14 protein-coding genes are annotated in these 19,489 nt (G+C 51.7%); 7 read left to right on the top strand and 7 right to left on the bottom strand.

What is annotated here, in order from left to right:
* Positions 1 to 40: 40 nt before the first annotated feature.
* Positions 41 to 682, bottom strand: a complete 642-nt coding sequence (locus CJD38_RS04270) for a helix-turn-helix transcriptional regulator (RefSeq protein ID WP_107939096.1) — start codon at positions 680 to 682, stop codon at positions 41 to 43.
* A gap of 181 nt (positions 683 to 863) precedes the next feature.
* On the opposite strand from CJD38_RS04270, the gene CJD38_RS04265 reads away from it, so the two are divergent.
* Both CJD38_RS04265 and CJD38_RS04260 read left to right on the top strand, forming a co-directional pair.
* A complete protein-coding gene (locus CJD38_RS04265; protein WP_107939095.1) occupies positions 864 to 1,502 on the top strand; it encodes a TetR/AcrR family transcriptional regulator in 639 nt (212 codons plus the stop codon).
* A gap of 134 nt (positions 1,503 to 1,636) precedes the next feature.
* Entirely contained in the window at positions 1,637 to 3,196 is a 1,560-nt protein-coding gene (locus tag CJD38_RS04260) for a carboxylesterase family protein (protein WP_161554160.1), read from the top strand.
* A 29-nt stretch (positions 3,197 to 3,225) separates the two neighbouring features.
* Here the strand turns inward: CJD38_RS04260 and CJD38_RS04255 are convergent, their stop codons facing one another.
* Positions 3,226 to 3,831 (bottom strand): HD domain-containing protein, encoded by a 606-nt coding sequence (locus tag CJD38_RS04255; RefSeq protein ID WP_107939093.1) that lies wholly within the window; start codon positions 3,829 to 3,831, stop codon positions 3,226 to 3,228.
* A gap of 105 nt (positions 3,832 to 3,936) precedes the next feature.
* Positions 3,937 to 6,492, bottom strand: coding sequence for a TonB-dependent receptor (locus CJD38_RS04250; protein ID WP_240783524.1), 2,556 nt, complete (start codon positions 6,490 to 6,492; stop codon positions 3,937 to 3,939).
* Between the two features lie 270 nt (positions 6,493 to 6,762).
* Here CJD38_RS04250 and CJD38_RS04245 point away from each other — a divergent pair, with 270 nt between their 5' ends.
* Positions 6,763 to 8,235 (top strand): AMP-binding protein, encoded by a 1,473-nt coding sequence (locus tag CJD38_RS04245; RefSeq protein ID WP_107939091.1) that lies wholly within the window; start codon positions 6,763 to 6,765, stop codon positions 8,233 to 8,235.
* Positions 8,236 to 8,263: 28 nt separating this feature from the next.
* Positions 8,264 to 9,556: a glycoside hydrolase family 1 protein gene (locus CJD38_RS04240; protein WP_107939090.1), complete on the top strand. Its 1,293-nt coding sequence runs from the start codon at positions 8,264 to 8,266 to the stop codon at positions 9,554 to 9,556.
* Between the two features lie 134 nt (positions 9,557 to 9,690).
* Here CJD38_RS04240 and CJD38_RS18420 read toward each other — a convergent pair whose 3' ends face one another.
* From CJD38_RS18420 to CJD38_RS04230, 3 genes are all read right to left on the bottom strand, one after another.
* Positions 9,691 to 9,858 carry a hypothetical protein gene (locus tag CJD38_RS18420; protein ID WP_161554159.1) on the bottom strand — a complete coding sequence of 56 codons (168 nt, stop codon included), beginning with the start codon at positions 9,856 to 9,858 and terminating at the stop codon, positions 9,691 to 9,693.
* A gap of 120 nt (positions 9,859 to 9,978) precedes the next feature.
* Positions 9,979 to 10,896, bottom strand: coding sequence for a carbohydrate kinase family protein (locus tag CJD38_RS04235; RefSeq protein ID WP_107939089.1), 918 nt, complete (start codon positions 10,894 to 10,896; stop codon positions 9,979 to 9,981).
* A gap of 171 nt (positions 10,897 to 11,067) precedes the next feature.
* Entirely contained in the window at positions 11,068 to 13,668 is a 2,601-nt protein-coding gene (locus tag CJD38_RS04230) for a TonB-dependent receptor (protein ID WP_240783523.1), read from the bottom strand.
* Positions 13,669 to 13,902: 234 nt separating this feature from the next.
* On the opposite strand from CJD38_RS04230, the gene CJD38_RS04225 reads away from it, so the two are divergent.
* The 3 genes from CJD38_RS04225 to CJD38_RS04215 are packed head-to-tail and all read left to right on the top strand — an operon-like array spanning position 13,903 to position 19,073.
* Positions 13,903 to 16,464 (top strand): beta-mannosidase, encoded by a 2,562-nt coding sequence (locus tag CJD38_RS04225; protein ID WP_146165922.1) that lies wholly within the window; start codon positions 13,903 to 13,905, stop codon positions 16,462 to 16,464.
* Positions 16,465 to 16,512: 48 nt separating this feature from the next.
* Entirely contained in the window at positions 16,513 to 17,394 is an 882-nt protein-coding gene (locus CJD38_RS04220; RefSeq protein WP_107939086.1) for a bile acid:sodium symporter family protein, read from the top strand.
* Between the two features lie 59 nt (positions 17,395 to 17,453).
* Positions 17,454 to 19,073 carry a carboxylesterase/lipase family protein gene (locus CJD38_RS04215; RefSeq protein WP_161554158.1) on the top strand — a complete coding sequence of 540 codons (1,620 nt, stop codon included), beginning with the start codon at positions 17,454 to 17,456 and terminating at the stop codon, positions 19,071 to 19,073.
* Positions 19,074 to 19,079: 6 nt separating this feature from the next.
* On the opposite strand, the gene CJD38_RS18345 is transcribed toward CJD38_RS04215, so the two are convergent.
* Entirely contained in the window at positions 19,080 to 19,325 is a 246-nt protein-coding gene (locus CJD38_RS18345; protein WP_146165921.1) for a hypothetical protein, read from the bottom strand.
* Positions 19,326 to 19,489 lie beyond the last annotated feature (164 nt).

Here is a 19,489-nt window from a genome sequence, read left to right as displayed (position 1 = left end):
GCTCCGTGAATTTCTTTTTCAGTAATATCGTTACGTATTGCTAGTGTATGAGTTGTCTTAATCGCGCTTTTGACAATGCATCTTCACGAGAGCTAGCGCCAAGCTTGCAGTACAAATTTCGTACATGCCATTTCACTGTGCCTGGAGAAATAGCTAATCCACGGGCAGTTCCCTTCATGGATAGTCCTCTACCTAGTGACTCCAGAATTTCTATCTCACGTGGCGACAGTGATCCGAAGTATAGGGTTTCGGCGGCTGAAGTTTTCGCATGCCGTGATATCGGCGCGTCTACAGATTCTGCATCAGCGAGGGCGATGTCTAAATTCGACCCTTGTAGAAAATCTCTATGTGATTCAAGTAGCGCGGTGCTGAGTAGCTGATCAATCAAAGGCATGGTTCCTTTGCCGATGGAAAGCACACGCGTCACACCAAAGTCATTCGTTTGATAACGGTGAGAGGTGTCTGCTGAAAGCTCAGTTTTCGTCACTTCATGATGCGTTGCGTCGATGGACAGATTCTTTTCAGCAAACCAATTGCTCGCAAGTTGATGCAGTTTTTTCAACTCTGTTTCCGAAAGTTTGTTCAGGCGATCTTCAAGATAACTATCGAGCAGCGTGCACGCGCATTCCTTTGTGGCTCGCTTGATTCTTGAATGCGACAGCAGGTCTTTGGTGTCTGGCACGGACTCACTCCATCAAGGGTTGGTCTGAATCAACATCGGGAGCGACATGTCGTGAGTGCCGACGACCAATGCTTTTGAGTTCATACCGGTTTATTACAAATAATACTTATGGTTTTATAATACATGTGGGATCATAATATATAAAGTAGTATATGAATCAAGACGTCAAACTCGAGGGAATATGGCAAAGGCTCTAAAACCGATCCGCGTACCGCGCTTGTCGCGCGCTGATCAAAAGACCAAGCGCACTGAAACAATGCTGGAAGCGGCTTGGACCTTGTTCTGCGAGAAAGGCTATGAAAGCAGCACGATGGATGAGGTTGCCGAGATCGCGGGCGTCTCTCGTTATCCTGTCTATTACGCGTTTGGCGATAAACAGAATCTCTTTTTAGAGCTCTGGAAAAAGAAGGTCAGCTCGGTGCTGAATACGATCGAGTCTGGATCCAAAAAAGGCGCCACGCTGCGGTTCAATCTTGAAGCGCTAGCTCAGTGGACGGTCAACGAACACGCCACGAATCCTCACTTGGTTGATGGACTGTTTTATGTCGTGCAGACCATTGGTCTGAGCAGACCCGACATCGCCAAAAAGCTACAGGCGGTATCAACCGATGTCGTTGACCATATTGAAGCGATCATCGAGTCATCCACGCTTGAGCCTGGCCAGAAGCTGCGTGCACCAGCGCGCGCCGTCGCCACGCATGTCATCGCTATGGTGAATGGCCTCTCCAATATGCGATCAGCGACAAGCAAGGTATCGATCAATACCAAGGATTTGCTCGATACGTTGTTGACCATCACGGTGCGCGAGACTCGTCGCTAAGCGAGGTCACTTCTCGCCAATCACAGGCCTTTTCCCTGAGGGGTGTCCTTTGGCCCCTAAGTGCTCTTTTAGAATTATAATACTTAATGTATTATTAGACTTTAAGTATGCATTGCGACCATTGGGGATCGGGAATGAGCGAAGGGCAACAGTCGAAACGCGGGCAGGTCAGCGAAACCAAAGTTCAGGCCGCCAGCGTTGAGCGCACGACCAAGCTGGGTCAGTTGCGTGGAATCGAACGTCTAGGCGTAGAAAGTTATTTGGGTGTGCGATATGCACAGCCAGTGAAGCGCTTCGAGCCGTCGGCTCCAGCCGTTTCGTGGAATGGCATTTATGACGCAACCACGCATAAGGCCATGGCCGTGCAGGCGCCAGTCCGAGAAGACATTTTTGGCCGCCTGCCGAATGCAGGTTTTGCAGAAGACTGTCTGTTCTTAAATATCCACGTCCCCCAATCTCCAGCGTCGACTCCGCGACCCGTCATCGTATTCATTCACGGCGGCTCTCATATGGCTGGCGCGGCAAACTTTTATGACGGCACTGCATTGGCTAAAGGTGCAGATGCTGTGGTGGTTTGCATTAACTATCGTCTCGGCATTTTTGGTGCGGTAGATAAAAGACGATTCGGTACGCCCAGCGAAGGTAGTGGCGAACTGTGGCTTGATGACCAGATCTCTGCATTGCGCTGGGTGCGTGGCAACATTGCCGACTACGGCGGCAATCCGGATCTCGTCACTATCATTGGCGAATCTGCTGGCGCCGTTTCTGTCATCGCGCTGTGCGCTACACCTGCGGCGAAGGGACTGGTGCATAGAGCAGTGGCTTGTAGTCCTGGCAATTTGATCTTTGATCCTCCTCCTGATGTGGTGGGAGTGGCGGCCAAGGTTCGCAAGTGTTCACGTGCTGAAGCGATTACGTATTTGCAGAGTGCTTCGTCGGATGAACTCTTCGCACTGCAAAAACGTAAAGGCAAAGCGGTCACGCCCGCAGAAGCTGTCGGTACTCCGCTGCTGCCGGAGTGCATCGAAGATCTCATCGCGAATCGTGGAAAAGATGCTGTGCCATTGATTGCAGGATTTGCCACCAATGAGGGCGAGAGTCTTGATTACATCATCAAGCTAGAGACCAAGTTGCCTTGGCCCTTACTCAATCTAGTTCAGCACATTGCGGCTCGCATGATGGCGAGACTTCCAGCCAACGGCACGCCAAATGTTCCGGGATATTTAAAACGACTTAAGAAGGCCACAGGCAACCGTGGGTTCGGTTCGATCTTCAATGATTTGGTTTGGACCGATGTGTTCCGCCGCGCTTCAATGGAATACACAGAGGCCACGACAGCTGCGGGCAGTCGCGGGTATCTGTACGTGATTGATGTGCCAACACGCATTGCCAATGGACTCTTACGTTCCAGTCACTGTGTGGATCTGCCGCTGACGTTCAATATTTGGGATGACCCGCAGCACACGGTGCCTGCGTTCGCCGAGCATCCGAATGCGCCAGCACTAGCTCGTCAGTGGGTTGCGATGCTGGGCCACTTCATACGCACGGGTGAGCCTGGCAACTCGCTTGGCTGCTGGCCGGTATACGAACCAACGCGTCGTGCGTCTATGCGCGTCACGGGTGACGGCTGTGGTTTGGAATATGACGTCGACGCAAAATATCGCGAACAGATTTGGAACGAGCCGAAGAAGTGATTCGTCTATCGAAGCCGAGCTCAGGCCATCTAGGCCTGAGCTTTTGCTTGATCTGAAAAATGCTGTCGAACCAGATTGGATGCCTCATCCCACAACGCGGGTGATCCAGCTTTAATTGTTGGGCCGTATCTCTCGATCACCTGCCGTTCGGTGACACCGTTCTCCGTCCACGTACCTCCGCCAGTGAGCGTGTTGAGAAAGAGCGGCTGCAATCGATCCAGCGCTTTCGCAAAGCGTGCCTCCGGTGTTTCAGCAATCTCAAATTCTAGCCAAAGCGCTAACAACTCTTGACCTTGTTGGGGCGGCAGCAATCCAAAGATACGATCCGCAGCTTGTCGCTCAGCTTGTGCAAGTAGTGCTTTGTCTTTGCTTGACGCATGTATCGGCGTATCGCCCGCATCAATCTCAACGATGTCATGCACCAGCAGCAGTTTCACGACACGCAAGACATCAACATTCTCTGCATGCTGCGATAAAACAATCGCGAACATTGCCAAGTGCCAGGAGTGTTCTGCGGAGTTCTCTTTGCGGTTCTGATTGATCAGTGGAGATTGGCGAACGATCGATTTGAGATGATCCAGTTCAGCCAAAAAAGTAAATTGTTGGCGGATAGTTTCATCTGTGAAAGTGGCCATAAGGTGCGCTCCTTGAGCATGCATATTAAAACATCACCCAATAAAAAAGCGTCTCACGATAGATCGTGAGACGCTAAATTTATTCGACATTGCTAGCTTGATTGCTTACAGGTCAATGCTCAATCGCAGCGAAATCGTACGTGGTGGATTTAATGCGTATGCAGAATATCCGTTGATAGGAACGATAGGGGCTACGGTTCCGCCATAGGTCACAGCGGTCGTGTTGAGAAGATTGCTGATATTGATCGCTAGCTTCGGATGGAATGCCAGTTCATCACTATTGAAGACGAGGCCTGCATTCAGTGTTCCATAACCATTAATTTTTATGGTGTGCTGAATGTCGCCGTAGCCTTGGCCTATATAGTTGTATCCGACATTGCCACCAATGCTGAATGCGCCGACCGGGCGAACATATGAAACTGTAGCGTTGTACTGCGTTGGGGCTGTTCCCGGCATTTCTTGTCCAACCGGAATCTGTTTGCCACCCGAAGCTGTGAAGGGCGTGGTGATGTGAGCATCAACCAGTGAACCTTGAAGCGAAGCGCTCAGTCCGTTTATCGGCGTATTCCACAACAAGCTCGCTTCCAGTCCGCGACTAACAGCGCCAGAAACGTTGTCGTTGTAGTTGATCGCGATTCCCGGCGTTGCCTGAGTGATAATCGGGTTTTTATATTTAATGTAAAAAGCTGTGATGTCAGCGTGCAGGCTGTCATCAAACCAACCGGTTCTTAAACCAAGCTCGTAGTTCCAGATCGAGTCAGATTTGAAGGTGGGTGGCACTCCGTTGGTTGGCGTTGACGGCACGTATTGAATTCCGCCGAAACGAAATCCCTTAGCGGCTTGGGTATAAAGCGAGATGTCATCAGTAAAGTGATAGGTCGCAGTGAATTTCGGATTGATGCCGCGCTCGGTGATTTGATTCCTCGTGTCAGCTTCCATGAGGTTGTTCTCCGCAAGGATCAAGATTCCGCTAGCGACGAATCCTCCCTTTACCTCGGTCGAATAGAAGCGTGCGCCCACGGTTAGTTTGAGGCTATCCCAAAGTTCATAGCTAAGGTCAAAAAACCCCGCCTTTTCTGTGGACTTCACATTGGAAGTGCCATTGAAGAATTGCGTATTGCCGTTGAGCAATGGAGTGGGAATGCCGAGTTGCGTGGCGAGCTGGTAAAGCAAACTGCCGGGCCCGGTCGCGCCCTGATGGAGCGGCGTGTCGATCAGGATATTGAAATACATTTTGTAGGAGTAAAAGTAGCCACCGACGAGCCACTGAAAAGGATCAGAGCCTGTTGATTGCAAGCGCAGTTCTTGTGAATACGCTTTCGAATTTTCAGTAACGGGTGACAGCAATCCTAATTCTTGCGGATATCCCATCGGTGGAATGCCGATGATGACAGGCGTTCCATCGATCGTGAACATGGAGTTCTTGTAGAGATACGAACTCAATGAAACTAAACGCATCGAGTCAAAGTTGTACGCGACCTCCAAGCTATCCATGCCGAAATCATTTTTCGCCGGCACCTTAAAAATGTTGAAGGACTGTTCGCGAGGGCCATCTGGCGATGCTGCTGCGCTGACTGCGTTGGGAGCGTAGAAATCTTGCGAAAGGTGCGTGAGCTTAAGTTTCCAATTCTCAGGCTCCCACAGCAGGATCGCTCGATATTGATCTCCGCTGCCATGGTCGACGTCGTTTTCACCGGTGCGACCGTCGTCCGTAATGCCAGGATAGTTTCGTTTAACGTAGGCAAAACGGAATGCGAGATTGTTGTCTTTAAGCAGTGGAACGTTGACCGCAACGCCGTTGGTGAAAGCACTCGTTCCTTCGTCAGGGCTAATGAACTGCGAGAACGCGCGGACCTGCCATTCGCCCTGTACCGGTTCTTGCAGTTCGTAGCGGATTGCGCCCGACAAAGCCGCACCGCCGAACAGTGTGCCTTGTGGTCCTTTCAATACTTGAACGCCCGATAAATCAAATGCACTGAGATCGGGAACGATGTTGGCGATATAAGGATCGGTAAATGCGGTGTCGCCAACAAAAATACCGACTGGCGACGACGATGGTGAAGTCGGGCCGGTGTCAGTGCTGATACCACGCATCGTAAAGCGGGTATAGCCAGCGCTTCCTTGTGTTGCGGTCACGCCAGGAGTTTCCTGGATGAAGTCGATCAGGTTGAGCTTGCCTGTGTTTTCTAATGAAGCGCCGCTGATCGCGGTGATCGATTGTGGAATTTCACGAATCGATTCTGCGCGCTTGGTTGCGGTGACGACGATTTCTTCGATGCGTCGTGAATCAGCAGCACCTTTCAATGCAACGGAATCTTTTTTATTGACTTCAGCTACTGGGATTGTCGCTACAGGCTCTGCTGCATTTTCTGCAGGAACTGCAGGAGCTGCAGCCTCAGTCTCAGGTTGCGGAGCTGGAGTCTCAGTGCTGCTTTGCTGGGCAGGCGGCGGTGTTGGATCAGAAAGAAGTTCGTTGAAGAGATCTGCGTTATCAACGCTTGATCCCTCTGATGGCTGGCTTGCCGCTTGTGGCGGAGCAGGTTCAGCGGCAGTTGATTGTTCCTGTGCCCATGTAACAGAGCTAGCGCATGTCGCAACTACGCAGGCTGCAGCTAAAGCCGCTTTACCAACAGCTTTTTTTCTACTCGTGAGCATGGGCATCGATTTCTCCTCGCGCGCCTATATATGTAGCCGTTGATCACTGAGCTGATGAATTTTATGTCGTAGGAGCGCTGTTCGATTCAGCCCCAACCACTATTCACCTTTTCTCTGATCATTCCGTGTTTTTTATAATACACAGTGTATTATAATAGTCCAAGTTGAACTAATGTCAAACCATCGGAGCCCTCCCATTTCGGTATGGGCGCTGAGGCACAGCTGACATCCATACTCAAAAGCTCGGTCCAGATAGACGTGAAAGGGGACATATAGATGACAAAACAAACAATGACGCCAGGCGCTCGATTAACTCAGTTGGCGGCAGAACGTCCCGACGAAGTCGCGCTGATTGTTGAGCTCTGGGCTGGCGGGGATGAACGCCTGACTTGGAAGCAGCTGGAGCAATGGGCGAATCGACTCGCACACAGATTGGCCGAACTCTCGGTTGGCCCACAGTCCTTTGTTGTGATCAATCTGCCCAATGGCATTGAGCACGTTGTGGCGACACAGGCCGTGTACAAATTGGGCGCTTGCCCAATGCCTGTCAGTCATCGCATGCCAGCGGCCGAACGTGATCAGTTGATGGAGCTCGCCTCACCGACCGCAGTGTTTAGCGATGCAGCAGAGTTGCAGGGCATTACTCGTAGTGAGATGAAGGCGCTGGATCATCATCCAGTGACTCCACCGCCTGACGCTATCCCGCAGCCTTTCAAAGCGATTGCTTCAGGTGGTTCAACCGGTAAGCCAAAATTGATCGTCTCACCGGGCGCTTTCAACTATCCAATAGATAGTCATCCATTTGCCGGGTTGCTTGGGCTCGTCGATGGAGATCGTTTGTATTCACCGGGCCCGATGTATCACAACCAAGCATTTCTCTTTACACACGTCGCTTTGTTCATCGGCGCGAGTGCGGTTGTGAATGAAAAGTTTGATGCAGACCGAACGCTTGCAGCAGTTGAGCGATATCGCCCAACCGTCTTGAACGTCGTTCCAACCATGATGCTACGCATGCTGCGCTCATCTGCATTGCAGACAAGTGATCTGAGCAGCCTGCGAAAATTGTGGCATCTGGCAGCGCCGTGCGCGGACTGGGTTAAGCGCGGCTGGATTGATCGCATTGGTGCGTCGAAAGTATGTGAGCTGTGGTCATCCACCGAAATCACCGGAATCACCGTAATTGATGGTGAAGAGTGGCTGCAACGACCCGGCAGTGTAGGGAAGGGATATCACACTGAAATTCGCATTCTTGATGCGGAGCGCCGTCCTGTTGCGCCTTTGGAAGTGGGAGAAATCTTCACTCGCGCTTTTGATGGGCCGCCGCAATACAAATACCTCGGCGCTTCTCAACTGGAATTAATCGACGCCGGTTTCGCGAGCGTCGGTGACTTGGGCTATGTCGATGCGGAGGGCTATCTGTTTCTTGCTGATCGCCGCGTCGATTTAATTATCTCCGGCGGTGCGAACGTGATTCCGGCAGAAGTTGAAGCTATTCTCACGTTGCACACAGGCGTTCGAGATGCCGCTGTGATCGGACTAAAAGACGATGACTTGGGCCGACGCGTGCATGCATTGCTTGAGCCAGCCAATTTTTCTGCGCCACCTACACAAGAGGAGCTTGACAGTCATATGCGCAAGCATCTGGCCAGCTACAAAGTGCCTCGCAGTTACGAAATGATCGAAGCATTGCCTAGAGATGAAGCCGGAAAAATCCGCCGTAGCAAGCTGCGTGATGAGCGTGGGGGTTAGTCTTTAGTGCCATTTACCGCGAAAAAAAATGAAAACTAAAAAAGATGAGAAGGACTTTATTCGTCGCACTGCGTTCAAAGTCGTGATGGCTGCAATTGCTTCGCTTGCGTTGCTTCTGGCGTGGGGCATGCGAAAACCTGCGACTGTTGCAGTGATTCCAGCAGCTAGCCTGCCATCTGATTTTATTTGGGGCGTGTCTTCATCTGCTTTTCAAAGTGAAGGTGGTGAAGTGAACTCCAACTGGGAATTGCACAAAAAGCCACCTGTTGATCGAGAGCCTTACGGTACATCAGTCGATTTTCGTCATCGTTATAGAGAAGACGTGACCCTAGCTAAACAGCTAGGCGTCAACACTTATCGCATCGGCATCAACTGGGCGCGTGTCGAACCTAAGAAAGGAAAGATTGATGCCGCAGAATTGGCGTATTACGACGATTTGATCTTAGCGCTCAAGCAGGCGGGCATTACGCCCTTGATCACGCTGGATCATTTCATCTATCCAAGCTGGGTTTCGGCCCAAGGCGCTTGGACAAATCCTCAAACCACTACCGACTTCGTTAAGTATTCACGCCTGATTGCCGAACGCTATCGCGAGGACGTGCATCTCTGGATCACTTTCAACGAAACCGCGTTCTACATGTTCTTCGAAATCGATTCGCGTCAGATGGGATTCAAGGATTTCATGAGCATGCGGAAGAATTTAATCAGTGCTCATCGTCAGACCTACGATGTGATTCATCAGGTGGATAAGCAGGCCGTCGTGACATCAAACATCGTCTGGGTTGGTGATCATTTTGGCAGTGCACTGTTACGCCAGTTTACTAACTGGATGTTTTTTAATGGCGTTAAAGATAAGTGTGATGTCATTGCCATCGACTACTACACAGCTGATTTGATCACGGCGGCACGCACTGGCCATCACTGGAAATGGCCGCCGCAGCCAGCAGGCTTGTATCGCGCTTTAAAAATGCTGAAAAGCGAATTTCCAGATAAGCCGATCTTGATCGCCGAAGTCGGCATGGCAACTGAGAATGGCCAAGCACGTGAAGACGGAGCGAAACGTGAAGACGTTTTACGCGATGGGGTTTATTGGACTCAGCGCGCGAAAGCAGACGGCGTCAACGTCATCGGCTACATGGTCTGGTCGCTGACAGACAATTACGAGTGGGGCAGTTACACGCCGCGCTTTGGTCTCTACACAGTTAACGTGCGGACCGACGCGTCGCTCACACGCATTCCAACTGCCGCGGTGCCTGCCTATCAAGAAGTCATTCGCAATGCGGGTGTAGGTGCTGACTATCAACCCGTGCTGCCGCAATAAATCGCAGGCAAAAAGAAAGCTGCCAATGGCAGCTTGAATATGATCCCATGGGAGGGATCGGAGGAGATCGTTAAGCGGCTGTCTGACGGCCGCTTATCTTCGTACTCGAATTTGGCGAGTACGATTCAGCGAATTTAGCGAGCGACTCTGCGGGACACTGGATTGGTAGCTGCGCGAAAGCCAGCGACCAAGGTTTTGTGGTCAGCGATAGAGTCGAGAATGGATAGCGCAGCCATCGCAGCAAAGGTGCTGCCGATCATTGATAAAACAAAGATCTGGGTGGTAGTCGTAAACAAGTCCATTGCTAGCGCTCCTTTTCTGTACACCGTTTGGTGTGGAGCTATTTGACTTCTTTTACGACGCTACAACAATTGATATTAATTCGGTCTGATGCTTAGAAAAATTGAATGCTCTAATCAGATTCAACTTTGCATGAGATCTAAAACTTGTTTGTGAGTAGGTGCATGCGCGCCAGTGTGGGTGCAAGCAGCGGCAGCCGTCGCAGCAGAAAAACGTAAGTGATGGGCTAAGTCTTGTTTCGGTTCAAGCAACAGACTGCTGATGAATCCACCGATGCTGGCATCGCCAGCGCCGACCGTATCTGCAACCGTCACGATGAATGCAGGCTGCTCAAAGCTGTCTGTAGGCGTCAGCAATGCAAGGCCAGAGGCGCCGCGAGTGAACAGAATATTCGCCAGAGGCGAAATTTCTCGTACGCGTTTTAGCGATGCCTCGGATGAAGTGTTTGGATAAATCTGCGCGAGGTCTTCATCCGACAGTTTGATGATGTCCGCCAGCTTTGCCATTTCCTCAAACTGCACAGAGAAAGTCGGGCCCATCACATTACGATAGTTCGGGTCATAGCTAATGCGCACGCCACGACGTTTCAGATCGCGCGCAATGCCCACTAGCTTTTCGCCTAAGGGCTGACGCACCAAGCTGATGCAGCCGAAGTGAGCGATCTGGCAAGCGTCTTCCCAGCCAGCTGGAAGTTTCTTTTCGTCGAATGCGAGATCAGCGCTGTCATTGCCCAAGAAGAAATACTTCGGCGGAGCTGTTTCATGAACCATTGCAATCAGCGGTGGTTTTGAAACCTTCTGAATAAACCGTAGATCCAGATGCGCGGTGCGTGATTTCTCCAGAATCTCTTCGCCAAGGAAATCGTCGCTGATTGCACCGGCCCATGCTGTAGCGATGCCAAGCGTTCCGGTGACACGTGCCACGTTCCAGCAAGCGCCGCCGGCAACGCTGGTCCAGCTTTGATCTCCAGTGCGAACAAAATCAGTCAGTGCCTCTCCAAGTACAACAAGGCGAGGGAGGGACTTGGTAATAGTGGTCATCAATTTTTGCTCAGAGACGCTGAGGTTTAACCCCAGACTTATGCGGGCGCAGGCAGAGCCTGACGTGGCGGCATAATAATGCTTATTCGGATTGAAGGCAGGCGTTGCGCCTGCCTTCAATGTTCATCACGAATAGCAGTTCTCTAATACGGGTTAAAAATCTTTACTTACTTAGAGATCAAAGCTGACTCTGACCGTGATCGTCCGAGGAGGATTGAGCGCGTACTGTTCAGTTTTGCTTTGAGTCACGATTGATTTGCCGATTGCGCCGGCAGTTGCTGCGGTGACGTTCAGAATATTGCTGAGGTTAATCGCGATCTTAGGTTTGAAGCTGAGTGCGTCGCTGGCGAATGTGAGGCCGGCACTCAGTGTTCCGAAGCCATTGATCTCAACATCGTGAGTGAGGTTGTTGTATCCCTTGCCGACATAGGTGTAGCCAGCGTTGGCACCTACCAAGAAGAACGAAACCGGTCGCAGGTACTGCACGGATGAGTTGTACTGAAAGCGTGCGGCACCAGGCATTTCTTGGCCAGGCTGAACCTGGTCGCCGTTGGCTGCTTCGAACGGCGCCGTGATATGCGCGTCGGTCATGCCGCCATTGAAGCTCATGCTCAGGCCATCTACAGGCGGATTCCAGAGCAGGCTCAGTTCCAAGCCGCGGCTGATGGCACTTGATACGTTGTCGCTATAGCTGAGCGGAATGACGCCAGTCGTGGCCTGCGTGATGATTGGATTTTTGTAAAAGAGATAGAACCCGGTGATGTCGGCGTGCAGCGTGTCTTCGAGCCAGCTCGTACGCAGACCCAATTCGTAGTTCCAAAGCGTGTCTGACTTGAACGTCGGCGGTACGCCATTGCTCGCTGTTGATGGAACGCTTGAAACGCCACCGAAGCGGAAGCCCTTGGCGGCCATGCCATAGAGCGAGATTTCATCGCTGAAGTGATACGTCGCCGAAAACTTCGGATTGATGCCGCGTTCCTTGAGATCGCCAATCGTGTTAGTAGGCGACAGATTGTTTTCAGCCAGAATCAAAATGCCGGTTCCAACATATCCGCCCGTTACCTTGGTCGAATAGAAGCGAGCGCCAACGGACAGATCAAGACGATCCCACAGGTTGTAATTCAGGTCCGTAAATATTGCGATTTCCTTGGAGCTGGAGATCGATTCGCCATTGAGCAAAGAGGTGTTCTCATTGATGAACTGGCCCGGTACGCCAAGCAGGCCAGCAATGGTGTTGATCAAACTGCCGGGGCCAAGCAGACCGGTGGTTGCTGGCGTGTCGATGTGCAGATTGAAATAACCGTCGTAGTCGAAGTAATACGCGCCGACCAACCATTTGAACGCATCATCGTCGGTAGATTGCAGACGTATTTCCTGCGAGAACGCTTTCGATTTGTCGATGACTTCGCTGCTTGCGGCCAGCGCTGCTGGATATCCCTGCGGTGGATTGCCGAAGAGTGCAGCGGTGTAGTCCCCGTAGAACAAAGCATCTTTGACCACGCGTGCAGTCTGCGAGACCAAGCGCATGGATTCAAAGTTGTAGTTCATCTCCAGGTTGTCCATGCTGAAATGATTGTCAGACGGAGTATCCAGAATTTTGCTGCTGTTTGAGCGCGGGCCGTTCGGGGTATCCGCTGTGAACGTTGCCTGTGGTGTATTGGATTTCTGAAACAGGTGCGTGTATTTAAACTTCCAGTTCTCACTCGGCTCCCACAGCAGGATGCCGCGAATCTGATTGCCACTGGCGTGATCAATATCTTTTTCACCAGTGCGGCCGTTGTCGTAAACGCCTGGGTAGTGACGATCGACGTAGACGAAGCGCAAGGCCAGGTTATGGTCCGTGAGCAGCGGAATATTGACGGCGCCGCCAGTTGTGAATGCCTGCCCACCATCATCTGGATGGTTGTATTGCGAGAACGCGCGGAACTGCCATTCGCCTTGAACAGGCTCCTGCAATTGATAGCGAACTGCGCCTGAGAGTGCTGAGCCACCGAACAACGTGCCCTGCGGTCCTTTCAGAATTTCTACGCCTGACAAATCAAATGCGCTGAGGTCAGGGACGATGTTCGCGGTGTAGGGATCGCTGAAAGAAACGTCGCCAATAAAAATACCGACCGGTGATGGAGTTGCCGCCGCTGGGCTCGTATCAGTACTGATGCCGCGCATGGTGATGCGGGTAAATCCGGCATTGCCCTGTGCTGCGGTCACGCCAGGCGACTGCTGAATGAAATCATTGAGAGACAGCTTGCCTTCGTTCTCAAGTTTCTCGCCGGTAAAGGCAGAGATCGATGCGGGAATATCACGCAAGTTTTCTTCGCGCTTGGTCGCAGTCACGACGATCTCATCGATTTGTCTGCCGCGAATCGGCGCTGCTGCTACTGAATTCTCAGCGGGCTTTTTTACGCCGATGAGGTCGAGGCTTTCGGTGACATCAGCTGTAGCTGCGGCGCTTGGTTCGCTCGCTTGTGCTTCGACACTGGCTTCAGCAGGTTTTTCTTCACTAGCAGGCGCAGGGCTCGTCGTTGCTGTTTCTGTTGCGGGTGTGGCGCTGGTGTTTGATTCTTGCGCGGGCTGCTCAGGTGTAGCAAGGAGCTCGGTCAGAAAATCCGTATCGCTCGCCTTCGAACTGGCTGCTGGCGCAGCAGCTTCATTACTTGCTGTTTGTTCTTGTTGGGCAAAGGCCAATACGGGATTTGCAATCGCTGTTGCAATGCAGCAATACGCCATCGATTGTGTAACCGTCGCAAGTACATTTTTCTTATTTTTAGTCATAAATATAGTTCTCTCCTTTAAACGCTGCGCCGAGACTACCTAGGCGTGCTGCGCGGTGCAGTCAAAAGTGAGACAGGGGCTTTTCGCCCCATTATTTGGTACGGCTTCAGAACGTTTTAAACGAGTCCGACGTAAAGGAATAGCAGTTTCTGCTCCGCGGCTAGCGCGATGTCCTTCATTTGACAGCTATTGCCTATTCTCGCCCCCATACTTCTTGCAAGACTGGCGTATTGCGTGCCTCGCAAATCACCGCCAATAACAATTAAAGAAGAGGGGACGCAGGTGATCTTCAAGCAATGGCAGTTAAAAGACTTTGATGTCGATGGCGGCCTAGCTGCAGGTGCCCATATTGGCTCCGGTGGGCCAGCCTGGTTAGACGTCGATGTCCCCGGCGATACCTACGTCGCCCTCGCAAACGCCAAACGCATCGAAGATCCATTTCGCGGACGTAATGAAAACGATCTGGGTTGGATTGCCCAGCACGAATGGTGGTGGCGTACGCAGTTCAGCATTTCACCCGCTGAAGCGGGCGAACAGATTGAATTGATCTTTGAAGGCCTTGATACCTTTGCTGCGGTTTATCTGAATGGCGTATTGCTGGGACAGACCAACAATATGTTTCGAGAATGGCGTTTCGATGTGCGTGAGCACCTTCGCAATGATGCAGAGAATGAACTCGCCATTGCGTTCACGCCGCCATCAAAAATGCTTGAAGCGAGCAAACCTCCGCTATGGGTTCTAGCCACGGAAAAAGTAGCGGTGTCCAAACGCAATCTGATGCGCAAAGCGCAGTTCGGTTGGGGTTGGGACTGGGGCCCTTGTTTGCCAACAGTCGGCGTCTGGCAGCCTGTTCGTATTGAACGTTGGAAGCAAAGCCGAATTACCGATCTGCATTTTGCGACGCAGTCAATTGCAGCCCATGAAGCTGACGTTGTCGTCGAAGCTGAAATTGAGCTTCTGAGCGAAGGCAAAGCGCTTACCGCTGAAATCAGCATCTTTGATCCGAAAGGAAAGCTGCTCTTAAAGAAAGGCGTCAGTGCTCAGCCAAAGATTCGCGTTGCATTGAAGATCAATGAGCCGCAGCTGTGGTGGACTGCCGATCTCGGCAAGCAGCCGCTTTACACAGTGATGCTGCGTGTACTGGATGGCGAGACCGTGCTCGATACGCGGAAGCAGTTGGTTGGCATTCGAACGATAGCGCTCGACACATCAGCAGATGTTGACGAGCCGGGTACGAACTTCTTCCGCTTCGTCTTGAATGGTGTTCCGATCTTCGCGCGTGGCGCCAATTGGATTCCCGCGACATCATTTGTCGGTGCGATGGAAGAGAGTCGTTATCGCGATCTCCTCAGCACAGCCGTGCAAGCCAACATGAACATGATGCGCGTGTGGGGTGGTGGCGTTTACGAGTTCAAGGCCTTTTATGATCTTTGTGACGAGCTTGGGCTACTGGTTTGGCAAGACTTCATGTTTGCCTGCGCACCGTATCCAGAAAATGAAGAAGCCTTTGTCGATAATGTGCGACACGAGGTTCAACACCAGATCAAACGTCTACGTAATCACCCATCACTAGCCTTGTGGTGCGGCAACAATGAGTGTCAGGTGATTCAGGATCTGATCAATCAGATGAGCAAGACGGATACGGCGCTGATGGGCGCGTCGTATTACGACTCATTGATGCCAAAGGCGGTCGGCGAGCTGGACCCAACGACTCCGTATTGGCCGGGCAGTCCCTATGGTGGCGGCAGCCCCAACAGCATGCGTGCCGGTGATGTTCATAACTGGACGGTGTGGCACGGCATTCCACTGGTGCCGGATAAAGAACTTATCGGCACGATTGATCGTAGCCCTGAAGGCGTTGCCTATACGCGTTATGCCGAAGATCAAGGTCGCTTCATCAGCGAGTTTGGAATCCATGCAGCGCCCGTGAAGGCCACGCTGCAACGCTGGATGAATCCGGAGGATCTAGAGCTGGGCAGTCAGGGCTTCCTTGATCGCATTAAAGATGAACCTAAAGACAAGGTGAATGCGATGCTGATTCCCGTCACCGGTTTACCGGAGACGTTGGATCAGTACATCGCGTTCACGATGTTTACTCAGGCCGAAGGGCTCAAGTTTGGTCTGGAACATTTCCGGCGTAGAAAACCGCATTGCTCAGGCACCTTGATCTGGCAGTACAACGACTGCTGGCCTTGCGTGAGCTGGAGCTTGGTGGACTATGACGGCGTGGGTAAGGCGAGCTACTTCGCTACAGCGCGTGCTTATGCTCCGGTGATGGCCTCATTCAAATCGCTTGGCGATGGCGAGATTGCGTTGTGGATTACCAACGACACGCTTGCCCAGGTTTCTGGTGATTTGTTGATTGAACAGCTCAGCTTTAAAGGCGATGTCGATTGGCGAGTGCCCGTGTCGTTTAATGCTGCGGCCAACGGCAGCGCCCCTGTATGGAAAGGTAAAGCGCCGGACAGCGTTCGAGATCGGGTGATCTGCGTCTATTCAGCTACAAATCAGTTCGCGCCCAATCGCTTTTTGTTCGCGCCAGTAAAAGATTTGATGCTTGCGACTGAAGTGCCACCACAAATAGCGATTGAAAAAGTGAGCAATCACGAGTTGCACGTCGCTATCACTTCAAAAAATTACCTGCTGTTCGTTCATCTCACAGCAGAAGATCCAGAGACGCGATTTAGTGACAATTACTTCGATCTGCGGCCCGGAGAAATTCGCGTCATCACCGTCAAAAACAAGATCAAGCCCCTATCGTCCGACAGTATTGCCTTGCACTCGTGGAACAACTGAGCACGCGCAGTTCAACGCAATTTAGTTTCTTAACTAGAGATAACACCCATGGTGTCGAGCCAAATTCTGTCTGTATTTCTGCCTGTAGCGCTGGCTATCATCATGCTTGGCTTGGGGCTGTCGCTGAGCCTCGCTGATTTCCGTCGTGTGCTGACGTACCCCAAGGCAGTTGGCGTCGCGCTGTTCTGTCAGATGTTGCTGTTGCCGCTAGTCTGCGTCGGCGTCGCGCATCTATATGGGCTTGCTCCCGCGCTCGCTGTTGGCCTGATGTTGCTCGCAGCTTCGCCCGGCGGTACTTCGGCAAATCTCTATAGCCATCTTGCTCATGGCGATGTAGCTTTGAATGTGACGCTCACGGCGATCAACTCCATTCTAGCCATCGTTATGCTGCCTTTAGTGGTCAATCTGTCATTGATCCACTTTTATGGCGAAGGCAAGGTGCTGCCTCTGCAGTTCGATAAAGTGATCCAGCTATTCTTTGTCGTGCTGGGACCCGTCGCGGTGGGCATGTGGATTCATAGTCGATTCCCTGGTTTAGCCAAGCGTGCAGAAAACCCAGTCAAGATTGCTTCGGCCATTTTCTTGTTCGCCGTTGTTGCCTTGGTGATCATCACGCAACCTAAGGCAATCGCTGCTGGAGCCGTACAGGTCGGGCTCGCTGCGTTTACCTTCAATGTATTGAGTCTCGCAGTCGGCTACTTCGTTCCTCTCATTGTGAAGTTGAACCAACGACAGGCCACCGCCATCGGCATGGAGATTGGTCTTCACAATGGAACGCTATCTATCGCGATTGCGATGAGTCCTACATTGCTGAACAATCCAGAGATGGCAATGCCTGCGGCAATTTACGGATTAATCGCGTTTATTACCGCAGCGATATTTGGAGTGCTGGTGAGCAGGCGAGCTCGTCTTGCGACTGAGGAGAAGTGAGCGTGACGAAATGTTTCTCCAGAAGTTCTCAGTGTCTTCTGTTATTGCTAGCAATACTTTTGAGTCCGCTAGCACAAGCGGTCGAGAGTAAAACGACCTTGGTACAAACTCAGTCTGGCCTTATTCGTGGTCAGCTGTCGCGGAATGGCGCAGCTCTAGTTTGGCTAGGCGTGCCTTACGCGCAGCCGCCAGTCGGTGAGCGCCGCTGGCAAGCACCGCAAGCGCCTTTGCCTTGGAGTAAAGAACTACAGGCGAATGCCTATGGATCTGCCTGTTCGCAAATTGGTTGGTTTTATGGACCACCTCCAGCAGGAAAGAAATGGGGCGCGTCGAACGTCGAAGTATTCGGTAAACCCGTCGGCAGTGAAGATTGTCTGAAGTTAAACATTTGGCGTCCAAGCAATATCGTGGGCCCGATGCCCGTGATTGTTTTTGTTCATGGCGGTTCCAATATCGTTGGGCACGCGAGTGATCCGCTGTACGACGGTGAAAAACTGGCGCTCACGACAAACGCGCTGATCGTCACGATCAACTACCGGCTCGGCGTATTTGGATGGTTTGCCCATCCGTCGATTGAAGGTAAGGACCCACTGACCAACTCCGGAAACTATGCGGCGCTCGACATCATTCAAGCGCTGCGTTTTGTTCAGGCGAATGCAGTCGCATTCGGTGGAGATCCGAACAACATTACCTTGATGGGACAGTCCGCTGGTGCAGGTAATACATACAGCTTGATTGGCTCACCGCTGACCAAGGGCTTATTTCAAAAAGCGATTGTGCTGAGTGGTCTCATCGAACATAAATCGACCAAGCAGAAAGGCTATGAATATGCGGATCAGTTCATGGCTCAAATGGTGATCGATGATCGTCTCGCAGCAACGCACGACGACGCGGTGAAGCTTGTTGCTGCAAAAAGCTTGTCTTGGAAGCACGATTATTTGAAATCGAAGACAGCTGACCAATTACTAAATGCAATGAAGAAGCATAAGGAGCTCTTTCAAGGGCCCCATGGATTCAATGATGGCGTGGTGTTGTCCGAAGACCTGCCTGCAGATGTAGAGCAGGGCCGCATTCATCCATTGCCGATGATTGTGGGTATGGCGCGTGATGAATCGAAGCTGCTATTTCCCGTTGGAGTAAAAATCAGCGGCGAAGAAATGTTTGGAATGATGCGTAAGAGCAATCCGGACGTGCCGTCTGTTACGAAGCTATCGGATATCGTCAGCTCATATCTGCTGCCGAATCTGACTCCCGCTTTGTTTAACGCCGTGCACTGGGGGATTTCGAAGTATCTGGAACGCGATGTAACCGGAGACATCAAGTCTCTCGCAAAACACAATCCCAAGGTTTACGCCTACCGATTCGATTGGGATCACGCACCAGAACCTTGGGGCACCATTTATGGCGCCTGCCACGCCTGTGATCTGCCATTCATCTTCGGCAACTTCACCGACAACTTCTTCTCGATGGAATATCCACAGAAAAATAAAGCGGGCAGAGAAGCGCTGTCTGCAACGATGATGAATGCGATTGGCTCATTCATTCGCACCGGCAATCCGAACAATCCGGCCTTGCGTACAAGCTGGAAGCCTTGGAGCGCGGATGGCGCCGATGGCGGCAATCAGCAGCGCTTAATCTTTAACGCGACGGATCGAGATGTCGAATTGTCGGTGCATTAAGCCTGTTTATCTTTGTGGCCCATCTATGCGCACGCCGATATCTTCTTCAATGATTTCGTCGTTATGAAGGATGAACTCGGCAAATAACGTGGCTGCTCGAATCGCCGCGATAGCCGATAGCAAGGCGCAGACCAGCATCATCCAGCGATAAGGGCTTATACATGTGAGCGCAATCAAGATCACGTCGTACACCAGAAAAGCGATGGCTTCTCGTCCGGGTCGTCTTGACGGTCCAGTCAAATGGCGTTTCATCGAAATCCCCAAGTTCTATTTATGGTCAACGTCGGCATGTGCAGACGGCCGGCAGGCTCCTGAGTACCGGCAACCTTGAATACGGCTCAGAACTGCAAACGGATGCAGCCACTGATGGCCACCCTTTGCGGGAGGGGCGCAACCCTTCCTTGGCTCCCTATACT

The sequence above is a fragment of the Stenotrophobium rhamnosiphilum genome (assembly GCF_003052265.1).
Taxonomy (GTDB): Bacteria; Pseudomonadota; Gammaproteobacteria; order Nevskiales; family Nevskiaceae; genus Stenotrophobium; species Stenotrophobium rhamnosiphilum.
Note: the sequence above shows the minus strand (reverse complement) of the source record. Positions and strands in the feature narration are given on the sequence as shown.